The sequence below is a fragment of the Atopobacter phocae ATCC BAA-285 genome (genome assembly GCF_000526675.1).
GTDB lineage: Bacteria > Bacillota > Bacilli > Lactobacillales > Aerococcaceae > Atopobacter > Atopobacter phocae.
On the sequence record NZ_JAGN01000001.1, the window covers coordinates 21,126 to 46,135 of the forward strand.

24 protein-coding genes are annotated in these 25,010 nt (G+C 33.1%); 19 read left to right on the top strand and 5 right to left on the bottom strand.

The window, feature by feature from the left end:
* The first annotated feature begins 19 nt into the window (after positions 1 to 19).
* The 5 genes from udk to L866_RS0100120 all read left to right on the top strand — a co-directional run bounded on the left by udk (position 20) and on the right by L866_RS0100120 (position 3,782).
* Positions 20 to 646, top strand: coding sequence for a uridine kinase (gene udk / locus L866_RS0100100; protein ID WP_025727936.1), 627 nt, complete (start codon positions 20 to 22; stop codon positions 644 to 646).
* A gap of 125 nt (positions 647 to 771) precedes the next feature.
* Entirely contained in the window at positions 772 to 1,251 is a 480-nt protein-coding gene (greA, locus tag L866_RS0100105) for a transcription elongation factor GreA (RefSeq protein WP_025727938.1), read from the top strand.
* A 102-nt stretch (positions 1,252 to 1,353) separates the two neighbouring features.
* Positions 1,354 to 2,079 carry a cell wall-active antibiotics response protein LiaF gene (gene liaF, locus L866_RS0100110; RefSeq protein ID WP_025727940.1) on the top strand — a complete coding sequence of 242 codons (726 nt, stop codon included), beginning with the start codon at positions 1,354 to 1,356 and terminating at the stop codon, positions 2,077 to 2,079.
* Positions 2,076 to 3,116: a sensor histidine kinase gene (locus tag L866_RS0100115; protein ID WP_035445752.1), complete on the top strand. Its 1,041-nt coding sequence runs from the start codon at positions 2,076 to 2,078 to the stop codon at positions 3,114 to 3,116. The genes liaF and L866_RS0100115 overlap by 4 nt, the downstream gene beginning before the upstream one ends.
* A 33-nt stretch (positions 3,117 to 3,149) precedes the next feature.
* The gene (locus L866_RS0100120; protein WP_025727944.1) at positions 3,150 to 3,782 is read left to right on the top strand and encodes a response regulator transcription factor; all 633 of its coding nucleotides are present in this window, start codon (positions 3,150 to 3,152) and stop codon (positions 3,780 to 3,782) included.
* 259 nt (positions 3,783 to 4,041) lie between these two features.
* On the opposite strand, the gene rnjA is transcribed toward L866_RS0100120, so the two are convergent.
* The 4 genes from rnjA to def all read right to left on the bottom strand — a co-directional run bounded on the left by rnjA (position 4,042) and on the right by def (position 7,414).
* Positions 4,042 to 5,736, bottom strand: a complete 1,695-nt coding sequence (gene rnjA / locus L866_RS0100125) for a ribonuclease J1 (protein ID WP_025727946.1) — start codon at positions 5,734 to 5,736, stop codon at positions 4,042 to 4,044.
* The gene (locus L866_RS0100130) at positions 5,726 to 5,950 is read right to left on the bottom strand and encodes a DNA-directed RNA polymerase subunit epsilon (RefSeq protein ID WP_025727948.1); all 225 of its coding nucleotides are present in this window, start codon (positions 5,948 to 5,950) and stop codon (positions 5,726 to 5,728) included. The genes rnjA and L866_RS0100130 overlap by 11 nt, the downstream gene beginning before the upstream one ends.
* A gap of 137 nt (positions 5,951 to 6,087) precedes the next feature.
* Positions 6,088 to 6,786: an HAD family hydrolase gene (locus tag L866_RS0100135; RefSeq protein WP_025727950.1), complete on the bottom strand. Its 699-nt coding sequence runs from the start codon at positions 6,784 to 6,786 to the stop codon at positions 6,088 to 6,090.
* Positions 6,787 to 6,823: 37 nt separating this feature from the next.
* On the bottom strand, positions 6,824 to 7,414 hold the full coding sequence (gene def, locus L866_RS0100140) for a peptide deformylase (protein ID WP_025727952.1): 591 nt from the start codon (positions 7,412 to 7,414) through the stop codon (positions 6,824 to 6,826).
* Between the two features lie 404 nt (positions 7,415 to 7,818).
* Here def and pdhA point away from each other — a divergent pair, with 404 nt between their 5' ends.
* From pdhA to lpdA, 4 genes are read left to right on the top strand one after another with little or no spacing between them, the layout of a single operon-like run.
* Complete coding sequence (pdhA, locus tag L866_RS0100145; protein WP_025727955.1) at positions 7,819 to 8,925, top strand: pyruvate dehydrogenase (acetyl-transferring) E1 component subunit alpha; 1,107 nt, start codon at positions 7,819 to 7,821, stop codon at positions 8,923 to 8,925.
* A gap of 2 nt (positions 8,926 to 8,927) precedes the next feature.
* Entirely contained in the window at positions 8,928 to 9,905 is a 978-nt protein-coding gene (locus L866_RS0100150) for an alpha-ketoacid dehydrogenase subunit beta (protein WP_025727957.1), read from the top strand.
* Between the two features lie 16 nt (positions 9,906 to 9,921).
* Positions 9,922 to 11,295, top strand: a complete 1,374-nt coding sequence (locus tag L866_RS0100155) for a 2-oxo acid dehydrogenase subunit E2 (RefSeq protein ID WP_025727959.1) — start codon at positions 9,922 to 9,924, stop codon at positions 11,293 to 11,295.
* A gap of 12 nt (positions 11,296 to 11,307) precedes the next feature.
* Positions 11,308 to 12,714 carry a dihydrolipoyl dehydrogenase gene (lpdA, locus tag L866_RS0100160; protein ID WP_025727961.1) on the top strand — a complete coding sequence of 469 codons (1,407 nt, stop codon included), beginning with the start codon at positions 11,308 to 11,310 and terminating at the stop codon, positions 12,712 to 12,714.
* A 75-nt stretch (positions 12,715 to 12,789) separates the two neighbouring features.
* Here lpdA and L866_RS0100165 read toward each other — a convergent pair whose 3' ends face one another.
* A complete protein-coding gene (locus tag L866_RS0100165; protein ID WP_025727963.1) occupies positions 12,790 to 12,978 on the bottom strand; it encodes a hypothetical protein in 189 nt (62 codons plus the stop codon).
* Between the two features lie 602 nt (positions 12,979 to 13,580).
* On the opposite strand from L866_RS0100165, the gene L866_RS0100170 reads away from it, so the two are divergent.
* The 10 genes from L866_RS0100170 to typA all read left to right on the top strand — a co-directional run bounded on the left by L866_RS0100170 (position 13,581) and on the right by typA (position 24,868).
* Entirely contained in the window at positions 13,581 to 15,314 is a 1,734-nt protein-coding gene (locus L866_RS0100170) for an ABC transporter ATP-binding protein (RefSeq protein ID WP_025727965.1), read from the top strand.
* Positions 15,315 to 15,316: 2 nt separating this feature from the next.
* Positions 15,317 to 17,074: an ABC transporter ATP-binding protein gene (locus tag L866_RS0100175; RefSeq protein ID WP_025727967.1), complete on the top strand. Its 1,758-nt coding sequence runs from the start codon at positions 15,317 to 15,319 to the stop codon at positions 17,072 to 17,074.
* Positions 17,075 to 17,346: 272 nt separating this feature from the next.
* On the top strand, positions 17,347 to 18,048 hold the full coding sequence (locus tag L866_RS0100180; protein WP_025727969.1) for a response regulator transcription factor: 702 nt from the start codon (positions 17,347 to 17,349) through the stop codon (positions 18,046 to 18,048).
* Positions 18,039 to 19,109, top strand: coding sequence for a sensor histidine kinase (locus tag L866_RS0100185; protein WP_025727971.1), 1,071 nt, complete (start codon positions 18,039 to 18,041; stop codon positions 19,107 to 19,109). The genes L866_RS0100180 and L866_RS0100185 overlap by 10 nt, the downstream gene beginning before the upstream one ends.
* Positions 19,099 to 19,803, top strand: a complete 705-nt coding sequence (locus tag L866_RS0100190) for a cytochrome c biogenesis CcdA family protein (RefSeq protein ID WP_025727973.1) — start codon at positions 19,099 to 19,101, stop codon at positions 19,801 to 19,803. Before L866_RS0100185 ends, L866_RS0100190 begins: the two co-directional genes overlap by 11 nt.
* Before the next feature lie 47 nt (positions 19,804 to 19,850).
* Positions 19,851 to 20,432, top strand: coding sequence for a redoxin domain-containing protein (locus L866_RS0100195; protein ID WP_035445754.1), 582 nt, complete (start codon positions 19,851 to 19,853; stop codon positions 20,430 to 20,432).
* Positions 20,433 to 20,468: 36 nt separating this feature from the next.
* Complete coding sequence (gene msrB, locus L866_RS0100200) at positions 20,469 to 21,575, top strand: peptide-methionine (R)-S-oxide reductase MsrB (RefSeq protein ID WP_025727977.1); 1,107 nt, start codon at positions 20,469 to 20,471, stop codon at positions 21,573 to 21,575.
* 134 nt (positions 21,576 to 21,709) lie between these two features.
* Positions 21,710 to 22,024 (top strand): UPF0223 family protein, encoded by a 315-nt coding sequence (locus L866_RS0100205; protein WP_025727979.1) that lies wholly within the window; start codon positions 21,710 to 21,712, stop codon positions 22,022 to 22,024.
* A 12-nt stretch (positions 22,025 to 22,036) separates the two neighbouring features.
* Entirely contained in the window at positions 22,037 to 22,831 is a 795-nt protein-coding gene (locus tag L866_RS0100210; RefSeq protein WP_025727980.1) for an inositol monophosphatase family protein, read from the top strand.
* Between the two features lie 195 nt (positions 22,832 to 23,026).
* Positions 23,027 to 24,868, top strand: coding sequence for a translational GTPase TypA (gene typA / locus L866_RS0100215; RefSeq protein WP_025727982.1), 1,842 nt, complete (start codon positions 23,027 to 23,029; stop codon positions 24,866 to 24,868).
* Positions 24,869 to 25,010 lie beyond the last annotated feature (142 nt).

Below are 25,010 nucleotides of genomic sequence, written 5' to 3' on the forward strand. Positions count from 1 at the left end.
AATAGTGGAGGATGTAGTTATGGAAAGTAGATGTCCGATAGTTATCGGTGTGACTGGCGGTTCAGGAAGTGGGAAAACGAGTGTTAGTCGTTCAATTTTAAAGCAATTTGAAGGACTTTCAGTGATGTTGTTAGAACAAGACTTTTATTATAAAGATCAATCGCATCTTCCATTTGAAGAACGCTTAAAAACAAATTATGATCATCCATTAGCCTTTGACACACCATTGTTAATCAATGATTTGAAGAAATTAATTCGAGGAGAATCGATTGAAAAACCCGTATATGATTATGAACGCCATACACGTAGTTCTGAAGTAATTCATCAAGAGCCACGAGATGTTATTATTGTCGAGGGGATTTTAATCTTAGAAAATCAAGAATTAAGAGAATTAATGGATATAAAAGTGTATGTTGATACAGATGACGATATTCGTATTATAAGAAGAATACAACGTGATATTAGTGAAAGAGGCCGTACGTTAGAATCGGTTATTCAACAATATTTAAGTGTAGTCAAACCTATGCATGAACAATTTATTGAGCCAACTAAAAAATTTGCAGATGTCATTGTTCCTGAAGGTGGAAAGAATCAAGTGGCTATTGATTTATTAACAACGAAAATTAGAACGATCTTAAATATCTAATAATATGATAAAAAATTAATTGAAATATAATTAAAAATTTGGTATCGTATGTGCTATATATATACCATAATAAGATTTTTATATATTAATAAATATAATAGTCGAAGAAGGAGAGAATGCAACTGATGGAAGAAAAAACATTTCCTATGACTCTTGAAGGAAAAGAAAAGTTAGAAAAAGAATTAGAAGATTTAATTATGAATAAACGAAAAGAAATTGTTGAACGAATTAAAATTGCTCGTAGTTATGGCGATTTATCAGAAAATTCAGAATATGAATCAGCAAAAGATGAACAAGCTTTTGTAGAAGGAAGAATTTCAACTTTAGAAAAAATGATTCGTTATGCTGTAATTATTGATGATCAAAATATCGCTAAAGACGAAGTAAGTTTAGGACGTCGTGTAACATTTAAAGATCTTGACTTTAATGAAGAAGAAAGCTATACGATTGTAGGTTCAGCTGAGTCTGATCCATTAGAGGGGAAAATTTCAAATGATTCACCAATCGCTAAAGCATTAATTGGTCGAAAATTAAATGAAGAAGTTTCAATCGATACACCAGGTGGAAAAATGCGTGTTATGATAACTAAAATTGAACAGATCTAAACTAAGACTTTAGTATGAGAAATGTTTAAGTCTAAAGAGACTTGCTAAATAGCAAGTCTCTTTTATAATGAAATAAAAGCTTTATATTTAGGAGGACAAAAAATGTTTAAGCAAAAAAATATGTTTAAAGTCTTTATAATATTAGAGATAATTTTATTTGCTTTATTAGGATACTCTATTTGTCAAGATTCCGTTTTATTCAATCTAGTTATCGGAGGCTTTTTTCTAATTATTTTAGGATGGTGGCGTCGTTCACGATTTAATAAAAAAGGTATTAATTTATTGATTATTCTAGGCGTGTTTTTAATTTTCAGTGCAAGTTTAGCTAATATTTACTCATGGTTTATATTAGTCCTTACTGCAACGTATGTATTTTTAAGCTTTAGTAATCTTAGTGGACGCCGTAATAAATTGGCACAATTAGTCAGTTTAAAAACAAAATTTCCTGAGTCTAATCGTACGAATTTTAAACAAAAGTGGATTGGTGATCGTATCCTCATTAATAAACGCTTTGAGTGGGATGATATGACATTTAATTCTTTAGCAGGAGATATGATAATTGATTTAGGACATACTATTCTTCCAAATGGTGATAACTATATTGTCATCAACAAAGCTTTTGGTGATACAAAAGTTATTGTACCACCTGGCATGGGAGTATCTTTAAAACATCATTCCGTACTAAGCGATGTGCAATTTTTAGAACAAACGGATCATTTAAGAAATGAAATCGGACAATATTACAGTTTTAATTTTGATACAGCAACAAAACGAGTAAAAATCATTTCAAATAATTTATTTGGAGATTTTGAGGTGATTGTTTTATGATTCGTTTGGAGCGAATGGTTAAATACGGTGTCATTTTATTAATCTATACGGGCTTATTATTATTTGGGATTACTTATTTTCTATCTGAACTAATTAATTATAATCAAATATTAGTTTTATCAAATTTAAAAACATTTTTTATTTTGATTGGATTTGTATTAATATTAATTGCGATTTTTTCAGTTTTATATGCTTATATAGATCGAATGATTGAAAAAAACATTTCTGAACGTTTGCAATGGATTGCTGTGGGAAATTATCGTCATCCAATTTTTGAAGTAGATACATTGAATATTTTAGAAATGAAATTTTCTGTGGATGGTTATCGACACGCTATAGATACAATACGTCAAAAAATTGTTCTATTAAATCAAGAAGTTCAAGAGATGTCAGCATTAAGAAGAGTAGTTGATAATGATGAAACAAAGGAAGAAATTTTAGAAGCAGAACGCCATCGTATTGCAAGGGAACTTCATGATTCTGTTAGTCAACAATTGTTTGCATCAATGATGATGTTGGCCGCTTTGACCGAAAATAGCAATGTAGAACGAGATGTAATTATAAAGCAATTAAAAACAATTGAAAAAGTAATCAATGAAGCTCAAGTAGAAATGCGTGCACTGCTGTTACATTTAAGACCAGTTAATTTAGAAGGACGTTCTTTAAAAGAAGGAATTTTAAATTTATTAAAGGAATTGGATTCGAAAATATCTCTAAATATTCACTGGGAATTAGATGATGTAAGTCTTATTCCAGGTAATGAAGACAATCTCTTTCGAATGACACAAGAAATTTTATCAAACACTTTAAGGCATGCTCATGCGGATCATCTTGAACTTTATTTAAAAGAAACAGATAATAATATTTCACTAAGAATAGCAGATGATGGTGTCGGCTTTGAGCCTGAACTTGAAAAGCATGGAAATTATGGTTTAATTAATATAAAAGAAAGAGTCGATAGTATGGGAGGACAATTGAATATCGTTTCTTTCAAAGGACAAGGAACAACAATTGATGTGCGTATACCTAAAATTTAAAATTCAATTTGAAGAAAGAGTAGAGGTGTTAGAATGATAAAGGTTCTGTTAGTAGATGATCACGAAATGGTTCGAATGGGTGTTTCGACTTATTTGGCGATTCAATCAGATATTGAAGTTGTTGGAGAAGCAAGTGACGGTCAAAAAGGTTATGAGAAGGCTATTAGCTTAAAACCTGATGTTATTCTTATGGACTTGGTAATGGAGCCAGTTGATGGAATTGAATCCACTAAAATGATCATGTCAGAATGGCCAGAAGCTAAAATAATTATTCTAACAAGTTTTTTAGATGATGAAAAAGTTTTCCCGGCGATTGAGGCTGGTGCACAAAGTTATATTTTGAAAACGTCGCAAGCAGCGGAAATTGCTGAAGCAATTCGTCAGACAAATGCGGGAAAAAAGATTTATGAATCTGAAGTTACGGAAAAAATGTTAAACCATTATCGTAAAAGAACGCAACATATGCCACATGATGATTTGACCAATCGAGAAAAAGAAGTTCTTCTATTAATCGCTAAAGGTAGAAGTAATCAAGAAATTGCTGATGAATTGTTCATCACGCTGAAAACGGTTAAAACGCATGTATCGAATATTCTTTCAAAATTAGATGTAGCAGATCGTACACAAGCTACAATTTATGCGTTTAAACACCAACTCGTTCAATAAAAAGAGTAGTCCTTTAAGATGAGTCAATTTATGACCTATCTTAGAGGACTACTTTTCATTTTTGATAACTTTTAATTATTGATATTGTATTTTTATTCTATGATCTGAATGTATAGGCAACAATTTTATTTATAGAACAGCTCTTATTTATAAAGATGTGAAACATTTATAATAGAAATAGACCTGTTCTTTTTTGTGTTCTTAAATAAAAATAGAGTTGCGGCGTTAGCCAGCAACCCTATACATTATACGATCCTTTTTAATGATGTGTTTGATTAAAATTAACATCCAAAATAACTGGTAAAATAATTGGACGACGTTCAGTTTGGTCATACAAATACGGTTGTAATGTATCAATAATTCTTTGACGAATATGACGTTCTTGAAGATCATCTTCTTCATTTAATACATTTAATATATCACGTCGTAACATTTGTTGTGCTTCATTTAGTAAATCACCAGATTCACGCATGTATATAAAACCACGAGATAAAATATCTGGACCTGCTACTAAAGTATTTGTATCATAGTCAATTGTTGCAACAACAATAACTAAACCATGTTGGGATAAAATTTTACGATCTTTTAAAACAATATGTCCAATATCACCAATTCCTTTACCGTCTACATAAACTTCATCAGCTGGAAATTGTCCAGCACGTCTTGCTGAGTTTTCTTTAACAGCAAGCACTTCACCATTTTTTAAGATGAAACAATTGTCTTTAGGTACGCCAACTTCTTGAGCGATTTTTGTTTGGATTTTTAACATGCGATACTCACCATGAACGGGAACAAAATATTTTGGTTGCATTAAACGTAACATTAATTTTTGTTCTTCTTGGCTACCATGACCAGATGTATGAATATTATTTACTTTACCGTGAATCACGTGAGCTCCAGCTTCGGATAGTAGGTTAATCACCCGATTCACACTAATTGTATTACCAGGAATAGGTGAACTTGAGAAAATAACGGTATCGCCTGGTTGTATTGATACTTGGCGATGTGTTCCGTTAGCAATTCGGCTTAATGCGGCCATTTGTTCACCTTGAGAACCTGTACACAGAATAATAACTTCATTTGCTTGATAATTATTAATTTCATTTCCTTTTATAAACAAACTATCTTTTGCTTGAATATATCCGAGCTGACGTGCGTTACGTATAGCTGATTCCATACTACGGCCAAAAACAGCAATTTTGCGATCAACTTCTTTAGCTACTTCTGTTACCATAGCTAACCTTGAAATATTAGAAGCGAATGTTGCAAAAATGATTCGGCCATCAACTTTTTGAATAATATTTCTAATAGATTGTTCGACGACTTTTTCGGATTGAGTAAATCCGCTGACTTCAGAGTTTGTACTGTCACCTAACATGACTAGTACCCCTTCTTCACCAATCCGCGCCATTTTATGTAAATCAGCTGGTTTTCCGATTGGCGTAAAATCAAATTTATAATCGCCTGTAAACACAATATTTCCTGAAGGAGTTTTAACTACAATTCCCAGTGCATCAGGAATACTATGTGTTGTGCGATAAAATGATACAGTCGTTTTTCTGAATTTAATGACGCTATCTTCATCGATTTCGTGAAGAATAGCATCTCTTAGTAAGCCATGTTCTTCTAATTTGTTTCGAATCAAAGCTAAGCTCAACTTCGAAGCGTAAATTGGAATATTAATTTCTTTTAATAAGAAAGGAATACCACCTATATGGTCTTCGTGACCGTGAGAAATGACCAATCCCTTTATTTTGTTTTGATTTTGAACAAGGTATGAATAGTCCGGAATAACATAATCAATACCAAGAAGTTCATCTTCAGGAAAACGAATACCTGCATCCATTATGATGATTTCATCTTGGAATTGGACACCGTACATATTTTTTCCGATTTCATGAAGTCCACCGACGCCAAATATGCCTGTTTCGTTATTTTTTAAATTAATCTTCATTTGAAAACTCCGTTAATTCAAAATCTTCTTGTTGTTGCTCATATTCAAGATGTTTACCAGTTAATTCCTGAATAAACTCGATGACATAGTCTGTATGTTGAGTAACCATGCGGCGCACTTCAACAATGGATTCTGCTTCCACGTATAGTGATTCGCTAGTTTCTCTTTGCGGTACTTGTTTTTGGTCTGGTTGATAAATTACTTTATATATCATATATATAATCTCCTTTAATTAATTATTATTAAATTTTATTTTAAATAGTTAAAAGTTGATGTTGTTATTCAATTTACGTGCATAAATAAAAATAAACCAGTATCAAACTGGTTTAATTTTATCATACTTAGGTCAATTTAGCTATTTATGAAATCATCTAAACGATTTTTTAAGGTACTAATTGAGTATACGACATGAGGATTGCTTGTGTTATGCTTTAAACTATGTGGTCTGGTCCATATATAGTGCCAGCCGCTTAACATCGCTCCTGCTACATCAGACTGAATCGTATCTCCAATCATAATCATTTGATTAGGTTGAGTATTCATTTGTTGACAAACATATTCAAAAACTCTCGGGTCAGGTTTTTTATAGCCAATTTGGTCTGAGACAAACCAATTTTTTCTAGGAATAAATTGCTCTAGTTTCAAACATTCACATTTTTTTATTTGTGTATGAGTAGGACCATTTGTTAAAATAGCTAATTCAATTCCTTGTTGACTATAAAATTCTAACAAATCTTTAAATGACTCTTTTAAACCAATTGCTTTTTGAGCTAATTGATATTTTGTATTAAAAATTAAAGCTTCCGAATCGGATAAATGAATATCGATGGTTTGTAACGTTTTTTGCATTCGCTTAATGTAGCTTTGTTCTAGTGTAATGACATTACTAGTGTATTCATTGAAATAATGTTCTGAGTATTTTAAGAAATCTGTATAAAGTTGATAGGCGTCGTAAGATTTTTCTGTATACTGTTTTACCGTTTCTAAGAAAGGATCAGATTTAGCATAAAGCGTGTCATCTAAATCAAATACAATCACTTTGTGAGTCATTATTCAATAGTCTCCTTATAGTTGTCCGTAGTAATTATTATAATAGCTCAAGCTGTTTCGGTTGGTGGAACGGATCTTCCGTATGAATGCGGTCATAAAACATAATACCATTTAAATGATCTATTTCATGTTGAACAACAATGGCTTCATAATCATGAAGGGTTAATTGATGAGTTTGACCTTCTATATCTTGAAAACGCAATTTTATTTTTTTTGCTCGAGGAACATAGCCTTCTACCGTACGATCAACAGATAAGCAACCTTCACCACTAGACAATGCTATTTGCTGAACTGATTCACTTAAAATACGTGGATTAATCATAATATGAGTAAAACTATCTAAAGTGTCTATATCGTGGTTTATTTCTTCATTATCTTCATCTTCAAAGAGATAAGGAATATGAACAGCTATAATTTGCAAATTTTTATTTATTTGTGGAGCGGCTAAACCTACACCAGCACGTAATTTATATTTTTCGGCTATTTCAGGATTTTGACTGTTTTTTAAAAAAGTTAACATTTCTTCAGCCATTTCTTTTGTATCACTTGTAAGAGGGAATTCAACTTTTTTTGCTTTTTCTCTTAAAGTAGGATGTCCTTCTTTTATAATATGGTCCATTGTTATCACAATATTCCTCCTTTTTTTTACATTAAATCGCTATTAATTATAACAGAAAATAAAATCAATTTCAGATAAAAAATCATAATATTTATGGCTTAAAATAAGGATATAACAAATTATCTATAGTACACTTATCAAAAATCTGTACTAATTAAATTTATAGTTAGAAACAGCATTTTTATAAAATTATAACAGAGAATTTCACATGTAAAAAAACGCGTTCATTTTCTGAAAACATGACAAATAAAGCGTTATCACAACTATCCCATTAGTTTTTTTGTTCACAAAGCTAATATACTTGCAATAATGTGACAAGCGTGGTAACTTGGTATTAGATAAATGAATTAAATATAACAGTTTTTACAACTGTTTTTTTATTAATAATTAAAAAAAGAGAGGATGTTTGCACGATGGCTAAGAAAAAACAAGTAACCATTGACGATTTATTAACACCAGAAAATCGCAATTTTGAAATGGTTCAAATATTAAATGAAGATGGAGTAGTAGTTAATCCAGATTTAATGCCTGAAATTTCTGATGAAGAATTAGTAGAATTAATGAAAGACATGGTTTGGAGTCGTATTTTACACGAACGTTCAACTGCTTTAAACCGTCAAGGACGCTTAGGTTTCTATGCACCTACAGCTGGTCAAGAAGCAAGCCAATTAGCAAGTATAAAAGCTTTTGAAGCAGAAGACTATTTATTACCTGGCTACCGTGATGTTCCTCAATTAGTTAAACATGGTTTACCACTTTCACAAGCATTTTTATGGTCACGTGGACATGAAATGGGTAATCATTATGAAGAATCTCTAAAAGCTTTACCACCACAAATTATTATCGGAGCACAATATGTTCAAACAGCAGGTGTTGCTTTAGGTCTTAAAAAGCGTGGAGCAAAAAATGTGGCAATCACTTATACAGGTGACGGCGGATCTTCACAAGGAGATTTCTACGAAGGGATTAACTTTGCGGGTGCGTACAAAGCTCCAGCAGTGTTTTATATCCAAAATAACGGATGGGCTATTTCTACACCACGTAGTGTTCAAACAGCTGCGACAACATTAGCTCAAAAAGCTGTTGCTGTTGGAATTCCTGGTATACAAGTAGATGGTATGGATCCTTTAGCAGTTTATGCTGTATCTAAAAAAGCTCGTGAATTTGCAGTTGCTGGAAATGGTCCTGTGTTAATCGAGTCTATTACATATCGCTTTGGTCCACATACTTTATCAGGAGATGATCCAAAACGTTATCAACAAGAAGGATCAATGGATCCATGGTTGAAACGTGACCCATTAATTCGTTTCCGTAAATTCTTAGAAGATAAAGGACTATGGTCTGAAGAAATCGAAAACGCTCATATTGAAGAAGTAAAAGAAGAAATCAAGGCGGCTTTAAAGGTTGCGGATAGCGCACCTAAACAAAAAGTTTCAACATTCTTGAAAAATATGTTCGAAGAAACACCTGAACTATTGAAAGAACAAATTGCGACTTTCGAAGCTAAGGAGGGTAAATAATAATGGCTCAAATGACTTTAATCCAAGCGATTACTAATGCGCTTGAAATTGAAATGAAAAACGACGAGAATATTTTAGTTTTTGGTGAAGATGTTGGTAAGAACGGTGGAGTATTCCGTGCAACACAAGGTTTACAAGAACAGTTTGGTGAAGACCGTGTGTTCGATACACCGTTAGCTGAATCAGGTATTGGTGGTTTAGCAATTGGTTTAGCATTAGAAGGATATCGTCCAGTACCTGAAATTCAATTCTTCGGATTTGTTTTTGAAGTAATGGATTCAATCGTAGGACAAGCAGCTCGTACACGTTACCGTATGGGTGGAACGCGTAATCTACCAATTACAATTCGTTCGCCATTCGGTGGTGGGGTTCACACACCTGAGCTTCATTCAGATAACTTAGAAGGCTTGATGGCTCAATCACCAGGTATTCGTGTAGTTATTCCAAGTAACCCTTATGATGCAAAAGGATTGTTAATTTCAGCACTTCGTTCAAATGATCCAGTTGTATATTTAGAACATATGAAATTATACCGTTCTTTCCGTGAAGAAGTTCCAGAAGGTGAATATACAGTACCTTTAGACAAAGCGGCTATTTCACGCGAAGGATCAGATGTTTCAGTAATTACTTATGGAGCAATGGTTCGCGAATCATTGAAAGCTGCTGAAAAACTAGAAAAAGAAGGCATCTCTGTAGAAGTTGTTGACTTACGAACAGTTGCACCTTTAGATATAGAAACAATCGTTAAGAGTGTTGAAAAAACAGGTCGAGCAGTTGTAGTCCAAGAAGCACAACGTCAAGCAGGTGTTGGAGCAATGGTTATGGCTGAAATTAGCGAACGTGCTATTCTTTCATTAGAAGCACCAATTGGTCGTGTAGCAGCACCAGATACAGTTTTCCCATTCGGTCAAGCTGAAAACGATTGGTTACCAAATGCAAAAGACATCGAAGCAAAAATTAAAGAAACTGTAGAATTTTAAGAGGAGGCTTTAATTCATGGCATATCAATTTAAATTACCAGATATTGGTGAAGGAATTGCTGAAGGTGAAATCGTTAAAATTGACGTAAAAGTTGGCGATACGATTGCGGAAGATGATACTTTAATTGAAGTTCAAAATGATAAATCCGTTGAAGAGATTCCAAGTCCAGTAACTGGAAAAGTTGTAAAAGTAAATGTTGAAGAAGGAACCGTTTCACGTGTTGGCGACGTAATTGTTGAAATTGAAACAGGTGATCCAGAATTAGATGGAGCTAGTGCATCTTCATCAGCTGAAAGTCCATCAACACCAGCTCCGGCTGAAGAACAAACTCCAGCTAGTCCAGCCGCTGAGATCAAGGCAGTTGACCCAGTGACTGAAACTAAAGCAGAGCCAGTTGCTCCAGCTGAACCAACAGGAACTTCAAGTGCAGAAAGTGGAAAACGTGTGTTAGCTATGCCTAGCGTTCGTCAATATGCACGTGAAAAAGGTGTAGATATTACTCAAGTAACACCAACTGGAAAAGGTGGACGTGTTCTTCGAGAAGATATTGATCGTTTTGGTTCAGGTGAAGTAGCAACAGTTGCAGCACCTGTAGCAGAAGAAGCACAAAATCAAACAGTTGAAACATCAACAACACCAGCTGTACCAGCAGCTCCTGCACAGCCATACACATCAACAATGGAAAATCGGGAACGTCGTGAAAAATTAACACCAATGCGCCGTGCAATTTCTAAAGCTATGGTTAACAGCAAGCATACTGCACCGCATGTGACATTATTTGATCAAGTAGAAGTTTCTAAACTTTGGGATCATCGTAAGAAATTCAAAGAAATTGCAGCTGTTCAAGATGTAAAATTAACATTCTTGCCATATGTTGTAAAAGCTTTAGTAGCTACAGTTAAGAAATATCCTGTATTAAATGCTTCAATCGATGATGCAACTCAAGAAATCGTATTTAAAGATTACTATAATATTGGTATTGCTACAGATACTGAAGCAGGCTTATTCGTTCCAAATATTAAAGATGCTAATGCGAAAAGTATGTTTAAAATCGCAAGTGAAATTAGTGAATTAGCTGGTAAAGCACATGAAGGTCAACTATCACGCGATGAAATGAGTAACGGTACAGTAACTATTTCTAATATTGGTTCAGCTCGTGGAAGTTGGTTCACTCCAATTATTAATCATCCAGAAGTAGCTATTTTAGGAATGGGTACAATTGCTACAGAGCCAGTTGTGAATGCAGAAGGCGAAATTGTAGTAGGACGTAATTTGAAATTATCATTGTCATTTGACCACCGTATTGTAGATGGTGCAACAGCTCAAAATGCAATGAACGAAATTAAACGCTTATTAGCAGATCCAGAATTGCTATTGATGGAAGGGTAAGGTGCTAAATATATGGTTGTAGGAGATTTCGCAATAGAATTAGATACAGTAGTCATTGGCTCTGGACCTGGAGGATATGTAGCTGCTATTCGTGCAGCTCAATTAGGTCAAAAAGTAGCTATTATTGAACGTGAATACATTGGCGGCGTTTGTTTAAACGTCGGATGTATTCCATCAAAAGCTTTAATTACTGCAGGACACAAATACCATGATGCAAAATCATCAGAGTTATTTGGTATTACAACGGATAAAGTTGAATTAGATTTTTCTAAGACACAAGATTGGAAAGACAACCAAGTTGTTAAAAAATTGACAAGTGGTGTGGAGTTTCTGTTAAAGAAAAATAAAATTGAAATATTGCGCGGTGAAGCTTTCTTTGTTGATGAAAACACATTACGTGTTATCCAAGAAGAATCAGCACAAACATATTCATTTAATAATGCGATTGTTGCTACAGGAAGCCGTCCAATCGAAATTCCTGGTTTCAAATTTGGTGGAAGAATTATCGACTCTACTGGCTTATTAAATGTGACTGAAGTTCCTGAAAAACTAGTTATCGTTGGTGGAGGAGTTATTGGATCTGAATTAGGTGGGGCGTATGCTAATTTAGGTAGTCAAGTAACAATTCTTGAAGGGTCACCACAAATTTTACCAACATTTGAAAAAGATATGGTAAAATTAGTTGAAGATTCCTTTAAAGAACGTGGTATTTCCATTATTACTAAAGCAATGGCTAAATCAGCTGTTGACAATGGGGATTCAGTGACAGTTACTTATGAAGTAGATGGTAAAGCAGAAACTATTGAAGCAGATTATGTGATGGTTGCTGTTGGTCGCCGTCCAAACACTGATGAATTAGGTCTAGATGTTATTGGAGTAGAAATGAACGAACGTGGTGTTGTTCAAGTAAATGAAAAAGGGCAAACTAACTTTGACCACATTTATGCTATTGGAGATATTACGCCGGGTGCATGGTTAGCTCACAAAGCAAGCTATGAAGGAAAAATTGCTGCCGAAGCTATTTCAGGTAAACCAGCGGCTATTGATTATATTGGGATGCCAGCAGTTGCCTTTACAGATCCAGAATTGGCTTCTGTAGGTTTAACTGTTAAAGAGGCTAAAGAGCAAGGTTTAGATGTTAAAGCATCAAAATTCCCTCTTGCAGGAAATGGACGTGCACTTTCATTAAACCAAACTGAAGGATTCGTTCGTTTAGTAACGACTAAAGAAGATAACGTTTTAGTTGGAGCTCAGGTAGCAGGAGTTAGTGCAAGTGATGTAATCGCTGAATTAGGATTAGCAATTGAAGCAGGTATGAATGCGGAAGATATTGCTTTAACAATTCATTCTCATCCTTCATTAGCTGAAACTGTAATGGACGCTTCAGAATTAGCTTTAGGATTACCAATTCATATTTAATAAATAAAAAATCTCATCTTAAAAAGATGAGATTTTTTTAGCATATAAAAAAACGAGCTGTAAAATGCTCGTCTTCTAAACTAATTTTTTCATTGCATAATCGTATAATCGTTCTGCAGTTTTGAAACTTAAATTATCGATTTTACGTTCACCACGACGTAAACCTGTTATAATTGATGTACTCAATCCTGTGTCAATTTGAATACGATAACTTGAAACTTCACTATCAATTAATTCTTGTAGTTTTTCTCTAATTTCTTTCACTTTTTACAACTCCTTCTTTCATGCTAAAAAATAATTCCTGAGAGAGAACACTTCTTATTATAGTTGAGTATAATAAGAAATACAATCACAAAGTGTTTAAGATTTCTTATCATTTATGTATAAAAAATTAATTTTTTCTTAAAACATTAAAAAATTAAGAAAATATAATATATAGGCCTTTAATTTTATTAAAAACCGAATAATTTCTACTTTATAATGATTATTATACATTTTTTGAAAACGAGCACTTTTGTTTCACTTTGTGAAATAGTAACGGATAAGTTTTATTTAAACAAATTCTAAAGTAAAACTCAATCAAATTATTGTATAAAAAGTGTTCTTTTTCGTTGTGCATTTTTTTGTTAGTTTTATTGACTTTTTTCGTATATTAGATTAGAATAATCTTAATATTACTAGAAGGGGGGGATTATGATGATTACATTAAATGAACAAGTTGTAATGATGCATCCCCCTAAATTTGAATCATAAGATAGTTTATCTGACCTACATAATAATAGTGTCATTTATTTAAAGAACTTTCCTTTTGAACATTTAGGGAAAGTTCTTTTTTTGTTTAAAAACGAGTGATTATGGAGGATAAAATGAAAGATTTATTTCAAGCTTTATTGCCTTATATAAGCAAACATAAATTGAGGTATGTAGTAATTGCACTTTTTTTAATTTTGATGACGATTTTTTGGATGGTACCGCCACAAATTATTCGTTTATTTGTAGATGGTATAATTTCTCGTACGCTAACTAAAAACGATCAGATTTTATATGCAATGTATTTTTTAGGATCTATTATTTTAGTTTACATTGCTGATTTTATTTGGTCTTATTTAATTTTTTTAGGCTCAGAAGATTTGGGAATGGAACTAAAAAATAATTTAATGAAACAATATCTAAGTCGTAATGGGAATTTTTATAGTCTGTTTAAAAAAGGTGATCTGTTTACTCGGACGAGTGAAGATGTTGGTGTGATGCAAATGACAATAGGATATGGATTAATGACTGCTTTTAATGCAAGTATTATGATCATTTTTGTGGTAGGAATGATGATTTTTACGATTTCACCATTATTAACCATTGTGTCATTGCTACCATTACCATTTGTTTCTTATTTTACATATAAATGGGGAACATTAGTCGATCAATATTACACAAAAGCTCAACAAGCTATTTCGCAAATGAATTCCGAACTTTTAGAATTAATTGACGGTGTTCGAGTCGTTCGTGCTTTTAATATGGAGAAATCAACTAATCAGTCATTCAATCTAAAAACAACTGAGACGGTTGTGAAAAATAATCAAATTGCTGAAATGTCAGCACGTTTTGAACCACTATTTGAATTAGGCATGCGATTAAGCTATGTTATTTCTTTTATTTGTGGTGTGCTATTGATTCAACAAGGAAAAATTACAGTGGGTATGCTTGTTGGTTTTCAAGTGTATATTACAATGTTAATATGGCCAATGATTATGTTAGGCGATTTAATAAGTGTGGCTCAACAGGGAAAATCGGCATGGCGCAGAATTGATGAAGTATTAGAGCAAAAGGAGACCAATCTTTATAACGGAAATCGTCAGTTAAAACATTTTGATTCTATTGCCTTTAAAGACTTTTCATTTCAATATCCAAATAGCGAATCAACTGCTTTAAAACATATTAATTTTGAAATAAAAAAAGGCCAAACAATAGGAATTGTGGGACGTACTGGAAGTGGAAAAACAACTTTAATTCAACAGCTTTTTTATACGTATCCTTATACTAATCAGGCTCCCTTTATTAATGATATTCCTCTCAACGACTATCGTCGATCAAATGTCCGACAATTGTTTACATTTGTTCCACAAGAGCATACTTTATTTTCTGGAACCATTAGAGATAATTTAGTATTCGGAGACGAATCATATAGCGATGAGGATCTCTACAAAGTGTTAGAATGGGCAGATTTTAAAAAGGATGTCCTAGCTTTTAATAGAGGATTAGATACGTTAGTCGGAGAGAAAGGAATGTCATTATCAGGTGGACAGAAGCAGCGTTTAGCCTTAGCACGTGCTTTCTTAAGATCATCCAGCGTTCTTATTTTAGATGATGCTTTATCCGCTGTAGATGCGACAACAGAGCGTCAAATTATGCAATATTTGAATCAACATTTTGATGAGCAAACTAAAATAATTGTGACTCATCGACTCTCAGCATTAGAGCAAGCGGATTGGATTTTAGTGTTGGATGATGGTTGTATTGTTGAACAAGGAAACCATAATGATTTAATGAATATTAATGGATGGTATAACGAACAATATATACACCAGCAAACGAAAGAGGTGTAATAGTGAAACAAGTATTAAAACGGTTAATTAAGAGTATATATGATTTTAGAATAGGCTTTATATTAGGAATACTTGGAGTAATCCTTCTTACAGCATTAAATTTATGGATACCATTAATTGGGAGACGTATGATAGACGATGTATTGACACCTGTTAGTTTGGGACGTCCAATTAATACATCTTTATTAGTTAAATTGCTTGCGATGTATGTGGGAGTTAATATTATTTCAACTATTTTAAGTTATGCAAGTCGTTTAAAATTACAGTACGTATCGAATGACATTGTTAAACAAATGAGAAATCAACTATTAGAAAAAATGAATCAATTGCCTGTTAAATACTTTGACGAACATCCTGCAGGGAGTATAGTATCAAGACTTATCAATGATACAGAAGTTTTGAGAAAAGACTTTTACGTTCGTGTAATTGCTGATTTATTAATTAGTTGCATTTCAATTATTGGAACATACGTGATGCTATTTTATTTAGATTTTAGATTAGCTACAGCGTTGTTACTTATATTACCAATTATTTTTATTTGGCAACATCTCTATACTAAATATATGACGCCCATTCAAATTAGTGTTAGGGAAAAAATTTCTGAATTAAATTCAAAAATTAACGAGTATTTGACCGGAGTCACTTTGATTCAGATGTTTCAAAAAGAGCAGCATTTTCTATATTTATTCAAAAAAAATTCGAAAGAAATTTTCGATTTGAATCGTCGGTCAATTTTTGCCCAATCACTTTTTGTTTGGGGATTTGGAGATATTTTACGCGATGGAACCATTTTAATTTTTCTATTATATATCTCTCAAGGGTACATAACGGGTCAAATGGCAATTACTGCAGGCATGCTGTATGTATTTATTGACTATATTAACCGTTTATTTGCACCGGTTCAAATGTTTGTAAATGGTATTTCAAATATTCAGCAATCGTTAGCAACAGGTAAACGAGTTTTTGAATTTATGGATGAGCCAGTTGAATCATTTGAAACTAATCGTTTTGAAATAAAAGAAGGCAAAGTCCGTTTTGAAGACATTATGTTTTCTTATAAAGAAGGCGAGCCCATACTAAAACGAATTAATTTGAATGTGCAATCGGGTGAAACAATTGGATTAGTGGGGACCACTGGCTCTGGCAAATCAACCTTACTAAATTTACTGTTTCGATATTATGAGCCTGATTCAGGACAGATTTATATCGATGATATTCCAATTAGTGAAGTTAATCGTCATCAAATGCGACAAGATATGGCGATTGTTTTGCAAGATCCTTATTTGTTCACTGGAACTATTGCCTCTAATATTCGAATGAATCAAACAGATTTATCTGATGACGACGTTCGTAAAGTGTTAGAGCAAGTTGGAGCTGGTTATTTAATTGAAAATTATAAAGAAGGTATTTATCATGAAGTTCGTGAACACGGTGCAGATTTTTCAAGCGGTGAAAGACAATTAATAAGTTTTGCACGTGCTTTAGCCGCAAAGCCTAAAATATTGATGCTAGACGAAGCGACTTCGCATGTTGATACAGAAACAGAACAAATTATTCAACAAGCAATGGACGTATTAAAAGAAGGACGCACTACATTTATTATTGCTCATCGACTATCTACTATTCAAAACGCTGATCGAATTGTTGTTATATCGAATGGAGAAATTGTTGAGATTGGAAAACACGAAGATCTTTTAAATAATCGTGGGATCTATTACACAATGTACATGAACCAAAAAGAGAAAAGTAGTTCCTGTTAATTTATTAAGTATAATAATTGCCTCTAGTTCTTTGGATGAACTAGAGGCTTTTTGAATTTACTGAACATTTTGTCTTAAAAAGCAGATGTGAGTAAGAATAGATGTGAAAATGCACAAATTAAGGTAAAATTAGCTTGCAGTTAAGAATTACTTAAGAAAAGGTTTAGTGGAGGTTAAGAGGCAGACGATACTATTAGGTTAACATATGGAACGAACAAATATTTTAATAGAATTAATTAATATTCATAAACAGATATATTAGGAGGGATAAGATGCGAACGATATTACTAGTAGATGACGAAGAAGCCATCACAGATGTTATTCGACGTTATTTAAAACGAGAGGGATATGAAGTTTTAATCGCTAAAAATGGTAAAGAAGCCTTGAAATTATACAAGCAACACCTGATTGATTTGATTATTACGGATATTATGATGCCAGAAATGGATGGTTATGAGTTTATTGATGAAGTTCTACAAATTAAGGAACGTGCGCCATTTATTTTTGTAACAGCTAAGAATCAAGAACAAGATAAATTATATTCATTAATGATTGGTGCTGATGATTTTATAACAAAACCTTTTAGTCCAAGAGAGCTAACTTTGCGCGTTAAAAATATTTTAAGACGAATTCACCCAGAAAATGAAAAAGTTCAAGGATTAATAGAGGTAGGCCCATTTGCACTAGATGAGTTAAGGCATCAAGTATCGCTATATAATAGTATGCTCAATCTTTCAATTAAAGAATTTCATCTTTTAAAATTATTTTTAACAAATTTAGGGAGAGTATTTTCAAAATCAGAACTGTACGAACTAGTATGGGAAACAGAATATTTTGAAAGTGCCAATACTTTGAATGTTCATATTCATGAATTAAGAAATAAACTGGAGGTAGCTGCGAATGGTCAAGCTTATCCACAAATAAAAACTGTTTGGGGCTTAGGTTATCGAATGGAGCAAGAAGAATGCGATTAAGAAATTTATTTATATTATCATTTATTACTTCAAGCTTAGTTGTATGCATCATTATCGGATTTAGTATTAATCAAATGTATTTACATTCAAATGATGGTTATATATTAATGAGTATTACTTTTATTGCTAATATACTTGGTTCACTCATCGGCATGTATTTACTCAAAGGAACATTTAATTCCTTGAATCAATTGAGTGAACAAACAAAACAAATTAGTCAAAAATCATTTGATTCAGTTAACTTAGTTCATGCACCGTATGAAATAAAAGAACTTGCCAAAGATTTTAATCACATGTCTAATACATTAGCGCAGACGTTTCAAGCGCTTGAAGTGAGTGAAAAAGAAAAGAAGCAATTAGTAGCACAATTGGGACATGATTTAAAAACTCCTTTAACCGCACTACGAAGTCAAATAGAAGCTTTAGAAGATGAAATGGTCGAGGTTGAAGAATTACAAGATATGTATCATAGTATGGCCCATCAAGTGTATCGTCTCACAACTTTGATTAATCAGTTAATGGAAATTAGTGTAATGGATAGTAAAGATACCACTGTATTAGAAGGGCAATTAAAAGAAATTTGGATAGATCAATTAATCGTCCAAGTATTATCGTCTTTTCAATTTTCACTAAAAGAAAAACAACAAGAGATAAAAGTAGATTTACCAAAAGAAGTGCCGGTAATTTGGACCAATGAATTGCACATCACAAGAATTTTGATGAATTTAATTGAAAATGCCATTAAATATTCGCCACATAAAACTACGATTCAATTAATTGTCTTTCATACGAATAAAGATTTAATTATTCAAGTTGTTGATCAAGGAGAAGGAATCCCATCTGAAGAACTACCGTATATTTTTGAATTTATGTATCGTGTAGAAAAATCACGTAATTCGAAAACAGGCGGGTCAGGAATAGGCTTGTATATTAGTCAAAATTTAGCACATCAATTAGGTGGAAATTTATCAGTAAAAAGTCAAGTGGGTAAAGGAAGTGAATTTGAATTACGTTTACCTTTAAAAAACGAAAATAGAAAAGAGGCACAAGATGGAGTTTAATTTATTTTATATTGGTTCAGCTTTTATTGCAGGTATATTATCATTTTTATCACCGTGTATCTTACCATTGTTACCTGTATATTTAGGTATTTTAGTAGATGATACAGGGACAGCAAGTTTTAAGTTCTTTAATTTAACCATCTATCGAAAACCATTAATTAAAACCATTTGTTTTGTACTAGGATTATCTATAGTTTTTATCTCTTTAGGGATAGGTGCAGGACTCTTTGGACAATTGCTTAATCAACCGTATTTACATTTAGTAATGGGTGCTTTAATGATTGTATTAGGTGCGCATCAAGCAGGTTTTATTCAATTAGATTTGTTACAACGGCAGAAATCAGTCCAATTTTCGTCAAGTGGGAAAGGTAATTATTGGAGTGCGTTTTTATTAGGATTAAGTTTTAGTTTCGGATGGACCCCTTGTATTGGGCCAGTACTTAGTGCGATTCTTGTGTTATCACTTTCAGGAAATGTATTTACAGGGGCATTACTAACTGCAGTTTATTCTTTAGGAGTATCTGTTCCATTTTTAATGTTAGCGATTGTTTCCAGTTGGTTAATTAAGCATCTTAATAAATTAAAAAAACATATGGGATTAATCAAAAAAATAGGTGGTATTTTAATTATCGTCATGGGTGTTTTAGTGATGTTAGGACAAGTTAATTTATTGACAACACTTTTTATGAATTAAAAATTTTTGAATGTTTTAAAGTGAAAATAAAAAAGGACGTGGAATGTATGAATAAATGGATAAAAAATTGGATGTTATTAAGTAGTTGTTTCTTATTAGGAGCATGTTCAATGCCAATGAACCAACAAAAAAAAGATGAAATGAAGATGGAAGAAAAAGAAAAGACGACGATGGAAGATACCTCTATGAATATGACAGATGAAGATAAAGATGTTTCACAAGTAGTAAATTTTGAACTAAAAGATATTGATGGCAATCTAGTCAAACGTTCAGATTTTGAAGGACAAAAAGTCGTACTAAAACTATGGGCATCATGGTGTCCTATCTGTTTAGCAACTTTGGAAGATAGTGATAAATTAGCTGAAAAAGATACCGATTATAAATTCATTTCAATAGTTTCACCTGGACATAATAATGAAAAAAGTAAAGCAGATTTTGTTAAATGGTATAAAAAATTTGATTATAAGCATCTACCTGTTTTGATGGATGAACAAGGTGATTTAATTGAACAATTTAATGTTCGTGGATATCCAACAATGATTATTTTAAATGAAAGAGGTGAAATTGAACAAGTTTTACCAGGTCATTTGGATCAAAAGGGAATTGAACGACTCATTCAAAATAAATAATTAAATATCTTATTGTACGAATGAAGGAGGAAGTAGATGAAACGTATTATAGCAGTAGCTATTATCACGCTTAGTAGCCTTTTAATTGCCTGGACAATATATCAGGTCAATGCAAAGGCATCTGATTCAATGGAAGCAAAAGTTGAAAAAATAGTGACTAACAAACCCAATAAAGTAATCAATCAAAAAAACATAAAGTCAAGTGGTCGTACAAAAGAAATCTATTTAGCGGGTGGATGTTTTTGGGGATTAGAGGCCTATTACGAACAAATTAATGGTGTAGAGGATGTTACGGTAGGATATGGCAATGGTCAAACTGAATCTACATCATACCAGCTGATTGGACGAACGGGTCATGCTGAAACGGTACATATTAAATATGATCCAGCAGTGGTCAGTTTACGCGATTTATTACTGTATTATTTTAGAGTCGTGGATCCTACAAGTTTGAATCAGCAAGGAAATGATAAAGGAAAACAATATCGAACAGGTATTTATTATACTGATGAAGGAGACTTATCAACAATTAACCAATTAATGGCAGAAGAATCGCAAAAGTATAGTCAACCATTAGTAGTGGAAGTAGCACCTCTTAAACATTATGTTTTGGCAGAAGATTATCATCAGGATTACTTACAAAAGAATCCATCAGGATATTGTCATATTGATGTCAGTAAAGCAAACGATCCAATTATCGATTTAAAAAAATACCCAAAACCGTCAGATCGTGAACTGAAAGAACGTTTGACAGCAGAACAGTATGCAGTTACGCAAACTAATGATACCGAACGAGCCTTTTCAAATGAATATTGGGACAATACAGAAGCAGGATTATATGTTGATGTCGCAACAGGTGAACCACTTTTTTCATCCCGAGATAAATTTGAATCAGGTTGTGGTTGGCCTAGTTTCACACGTCCGATTAGTTCAGAAGTTGTTACTTATCACGATGATCATTCATTCCATATGAATCGTATCGAAGTACGTAGTCGATCTGGTCATTCACATTTAGGTCATGTATTTGAAGATGGGCCGAAAGACCAAGGTGGATTGCGATTTTGTATTAATAGTTCATCGATTCAGTTTATTCCAAAAGATAAAATGACGGAAAAAGGATATGGTTATTTATTAAGTGAAATATAAACGTCGAATGACAAATATTTTTTAGTGAACAGTAGCAATGATGCTACTGTTTTTTTTATGGTGGAACAATTATTGCTAGGTGGATTTTTACATTTAATTTTCATATAATAGAGAAACAGAAAAGAGGGGATGGAATGACTAAACAAAACTATCATTATCCAATTGATTTAAGTTGGAACCATCAAGAAATAAAAGATGTGATTAATTTTTTTACAGTGGTCGAAGACGTGTACGAGCAAGGCGTCGATTATGAAAATGTCTTAATGAGTTATAAAACGTTTAAAAACGTTGTTCCTAGTAAAAGTGAAGAAAGGCAAATTTCACGCGATTTTGAAGAAGTGAGTGGTTATTCAATTTATCGAGTAGTTACTTCTGCAAAAGAATTAAAACAACAATTTCTCGAAATAAAAACACCAATTAAGAAATCTAAAAAAAGACTAAAATTATAAGGGGTAGTAAAAATGAATAATGAAATAATAAAACGTTTAGAGTTAGGGAAAGAATGGATTCTTTCCGCCCATGATTTTTTAATGAATCATTTAAACGATCCATTAGTAGTTGAAGAAAAGAAAGATCGGACGGATGTAGTTACGCAGTTAGATAAAGAAGTAGAGGAACGGATTGTTAGTAATATCCGCCAGTATTTTCCTAATGATCGCATTTTAGGAGAAGAACAAACAGCAGAAAGTGAAATTATTGGACAAGGAAATGAATGGATATTAGATCCAATTGATGGCACAATGAATTTTGTTCAAGGACAACGACAATTTGGTATGATGTTAGCATTTTATCAAGAAGGTATTGGACAATTTGGAATGATTGTTGAAGGTGGAACTGGGAATATTTTAGTAGCGATTAAAGGAGAAGGCGTTTATTGGAATGATCGCCGTATTACTCCAACGGATTTATCTGTTGAAAATAGTCTAGTTGAAATGAGTGCTCGTGTACCGATTCATCGTCCTCAACTCACGCGATATTTAATTGAAGAATCATTAGGAATTAGAATTACGGGAGCAGCCTCTTTATGTACAATTGCCATTGTATTGGGAACACGAAGCAGTTATATTTCTTCTGTATTAGCACCATGGGATACAGCAGTTGCACGTATAATATTTAAGGAATTTGGTTTCCATTTAACAACATGGACAGGTGAAGAACTACCATTAATGAATTATGGGCCAGTCTTAATGGCGAGCTCAGCAGCTTATCCAACACTCTTAAACGCCCTTGAAATATTCGATTGTGATGTAGAATAGCCAACTAATTTATAAAGTAAACGTTTTTATTACAAATGGTAGCGTTTTTATCGATAAAATTGTTTTTATCACTGGTGATTCATGGTAAAATAACATTAGTTATGATGCTTAAAGGCCTCTATGTGAGGTCTTTTCTTTATGGTAGAAATGATTGATAAAACCCCTCATTTTGCCAGATACGTAGGAGGAAGATAAATGCAACAACGTCAAGATATACGAAATGTAGCAATAATTGCCCATGTCGATCATGGGAAAACAAGTTTAGTGAATGAATTGTTAAAACAATCGGATACATTAGATGCTCACAAGGAATTAGCAGAGCGTGCGATGGACCGTAATGATTTAGAAAAAGAACGTGGAATTACAATTTTAGCTAAAAATACAGCAGTTAATTATCAAGGTACTCGAATTAATATTATGGATACACCAGGACATGCCGATTTCGGTGGAGAAGTGGAACGTATCATGAAAATGGTTGATGGAGTGTTATTAGTTGTTGATGCTTATGAAGGCACAATGCCACAAACTCGATTTGTTTTAAAGAAAGCTTTAGATCAAGGGTTAGTGCCAATTGTTGTTGTGAACAAAATAGATAAACCATCAGCTCGACCAATGGAAGTTATTGATGAAGTTCTTGATTTATTTATTGAATTAGGTGCAGATGAAGATCAATTAGAATTCCCTGTTTTATTTGCTTCGGCTTTAAACGGAACAAGTAGCCGTTCTGATGATCCAAGTGAGCAATTAGAAACGATGGATCCGATTTTTGAAACAATATTAGAATATATTCCAGCACCAGTAGATAATCGTGAAGAGCCTTTACAGTTCCAAGTGGCTTTATTGGATTATAATGATTATGTTGGCCGTATCGGAGTAGGTCGTGTATTCCGTGGTTCAATTAAAGTTGGAGATCAAGTTTCTGTTATGAAATTAGATGGTTCATCTAAGAACTTCCGTGTAACCAAATTGTTTGGTTATTTAGGATTAGATCGTGTAGAAATTGAAGAGGCATTTGCTGGAGATTTAATCGCGGTGTCAGGTATGGAAGATATTTTCGTTGGTGAAACGATTACACCAGTGGATGTTCAAGAAGCTTTACCTGTACTACGTATAGACGAACCAACTTTACAAATGACTTTCTTAACTAATAATTCACCATTTGCAGGTCGAGAAGGTAAATTTGTAACGTCTCGTAAACTTGAAGAACGTTTAATGCGTGAATTACATACAGATGTTTCTTTAAAGATTGAAAATACAGATTCACCAGATGCATGGGTTGTATCAGGTCGTGGCGAGTTGCATTTAGCGATATTAGTTGAAACAATGCGTCGAGAAGGTTATGAATTACAAGTGTCTCGTCCAAAAGTAATTAAAAAAGAAATTGATGGTGTAATTTGTGAGCCATATGAACGAGTACAAATTGATACGCCAGAAGAATATGCTGGAAGTATTATTGAAACAATGGGACAGCGTAAGGGTGAAATGCAAGACATGGTCCATTCAGATAATGGACAAGTTCGCTTAGTATTCCTTGTGCCAGCTCGTGGTTTGATTGGATATACTACAGAATTCTTATCTATGACTCATGGATATGGTATTATTAACCACACGTTTGAGGCCTATATGCCAATGCTAAACGAAAACCTTGGTGGTCGTCGCAATGGGGCTCTTGTTGCAACTGAAACAGGAAAAACTACTACGTATGGAATTATGGGGGTTGAAGACCGTGGTGTGATTTTCATCGCTCCAGGTGTCGATATATACGAAGGAATGATTGTTGGAGAGCATTCTCGTGAAAATGACTTATCAGTCAATATTACAAAAGCTAAACAACAAACTAATGTTCGTAGTGCTACGAAAGACCAAACTAATGTGATTAAAACGCCACGTACTTTATCTTTAGAAGAGTCGTTAGAATTTCTAGCAGATGATGAGTACTGTGAAGTAACACCTGAAAGTATTCGTTTGCGTAAACAAATCTTAAACAAAAACGAACGTGAAAAGAATGCAAAACGCGCAAAGAAAAATCAAATTTAATTAATTAAACTATAGAATATTAAGCATAACTTAATTTGTAGGTTAAAGAAGATGAAGTTTCCTTTTAGGTATTCTTTGTCTTCTTTTTTTATATCAATTTGACAATAGATAGTTTTTTAATAGATTGTTTGATCATCTTTGA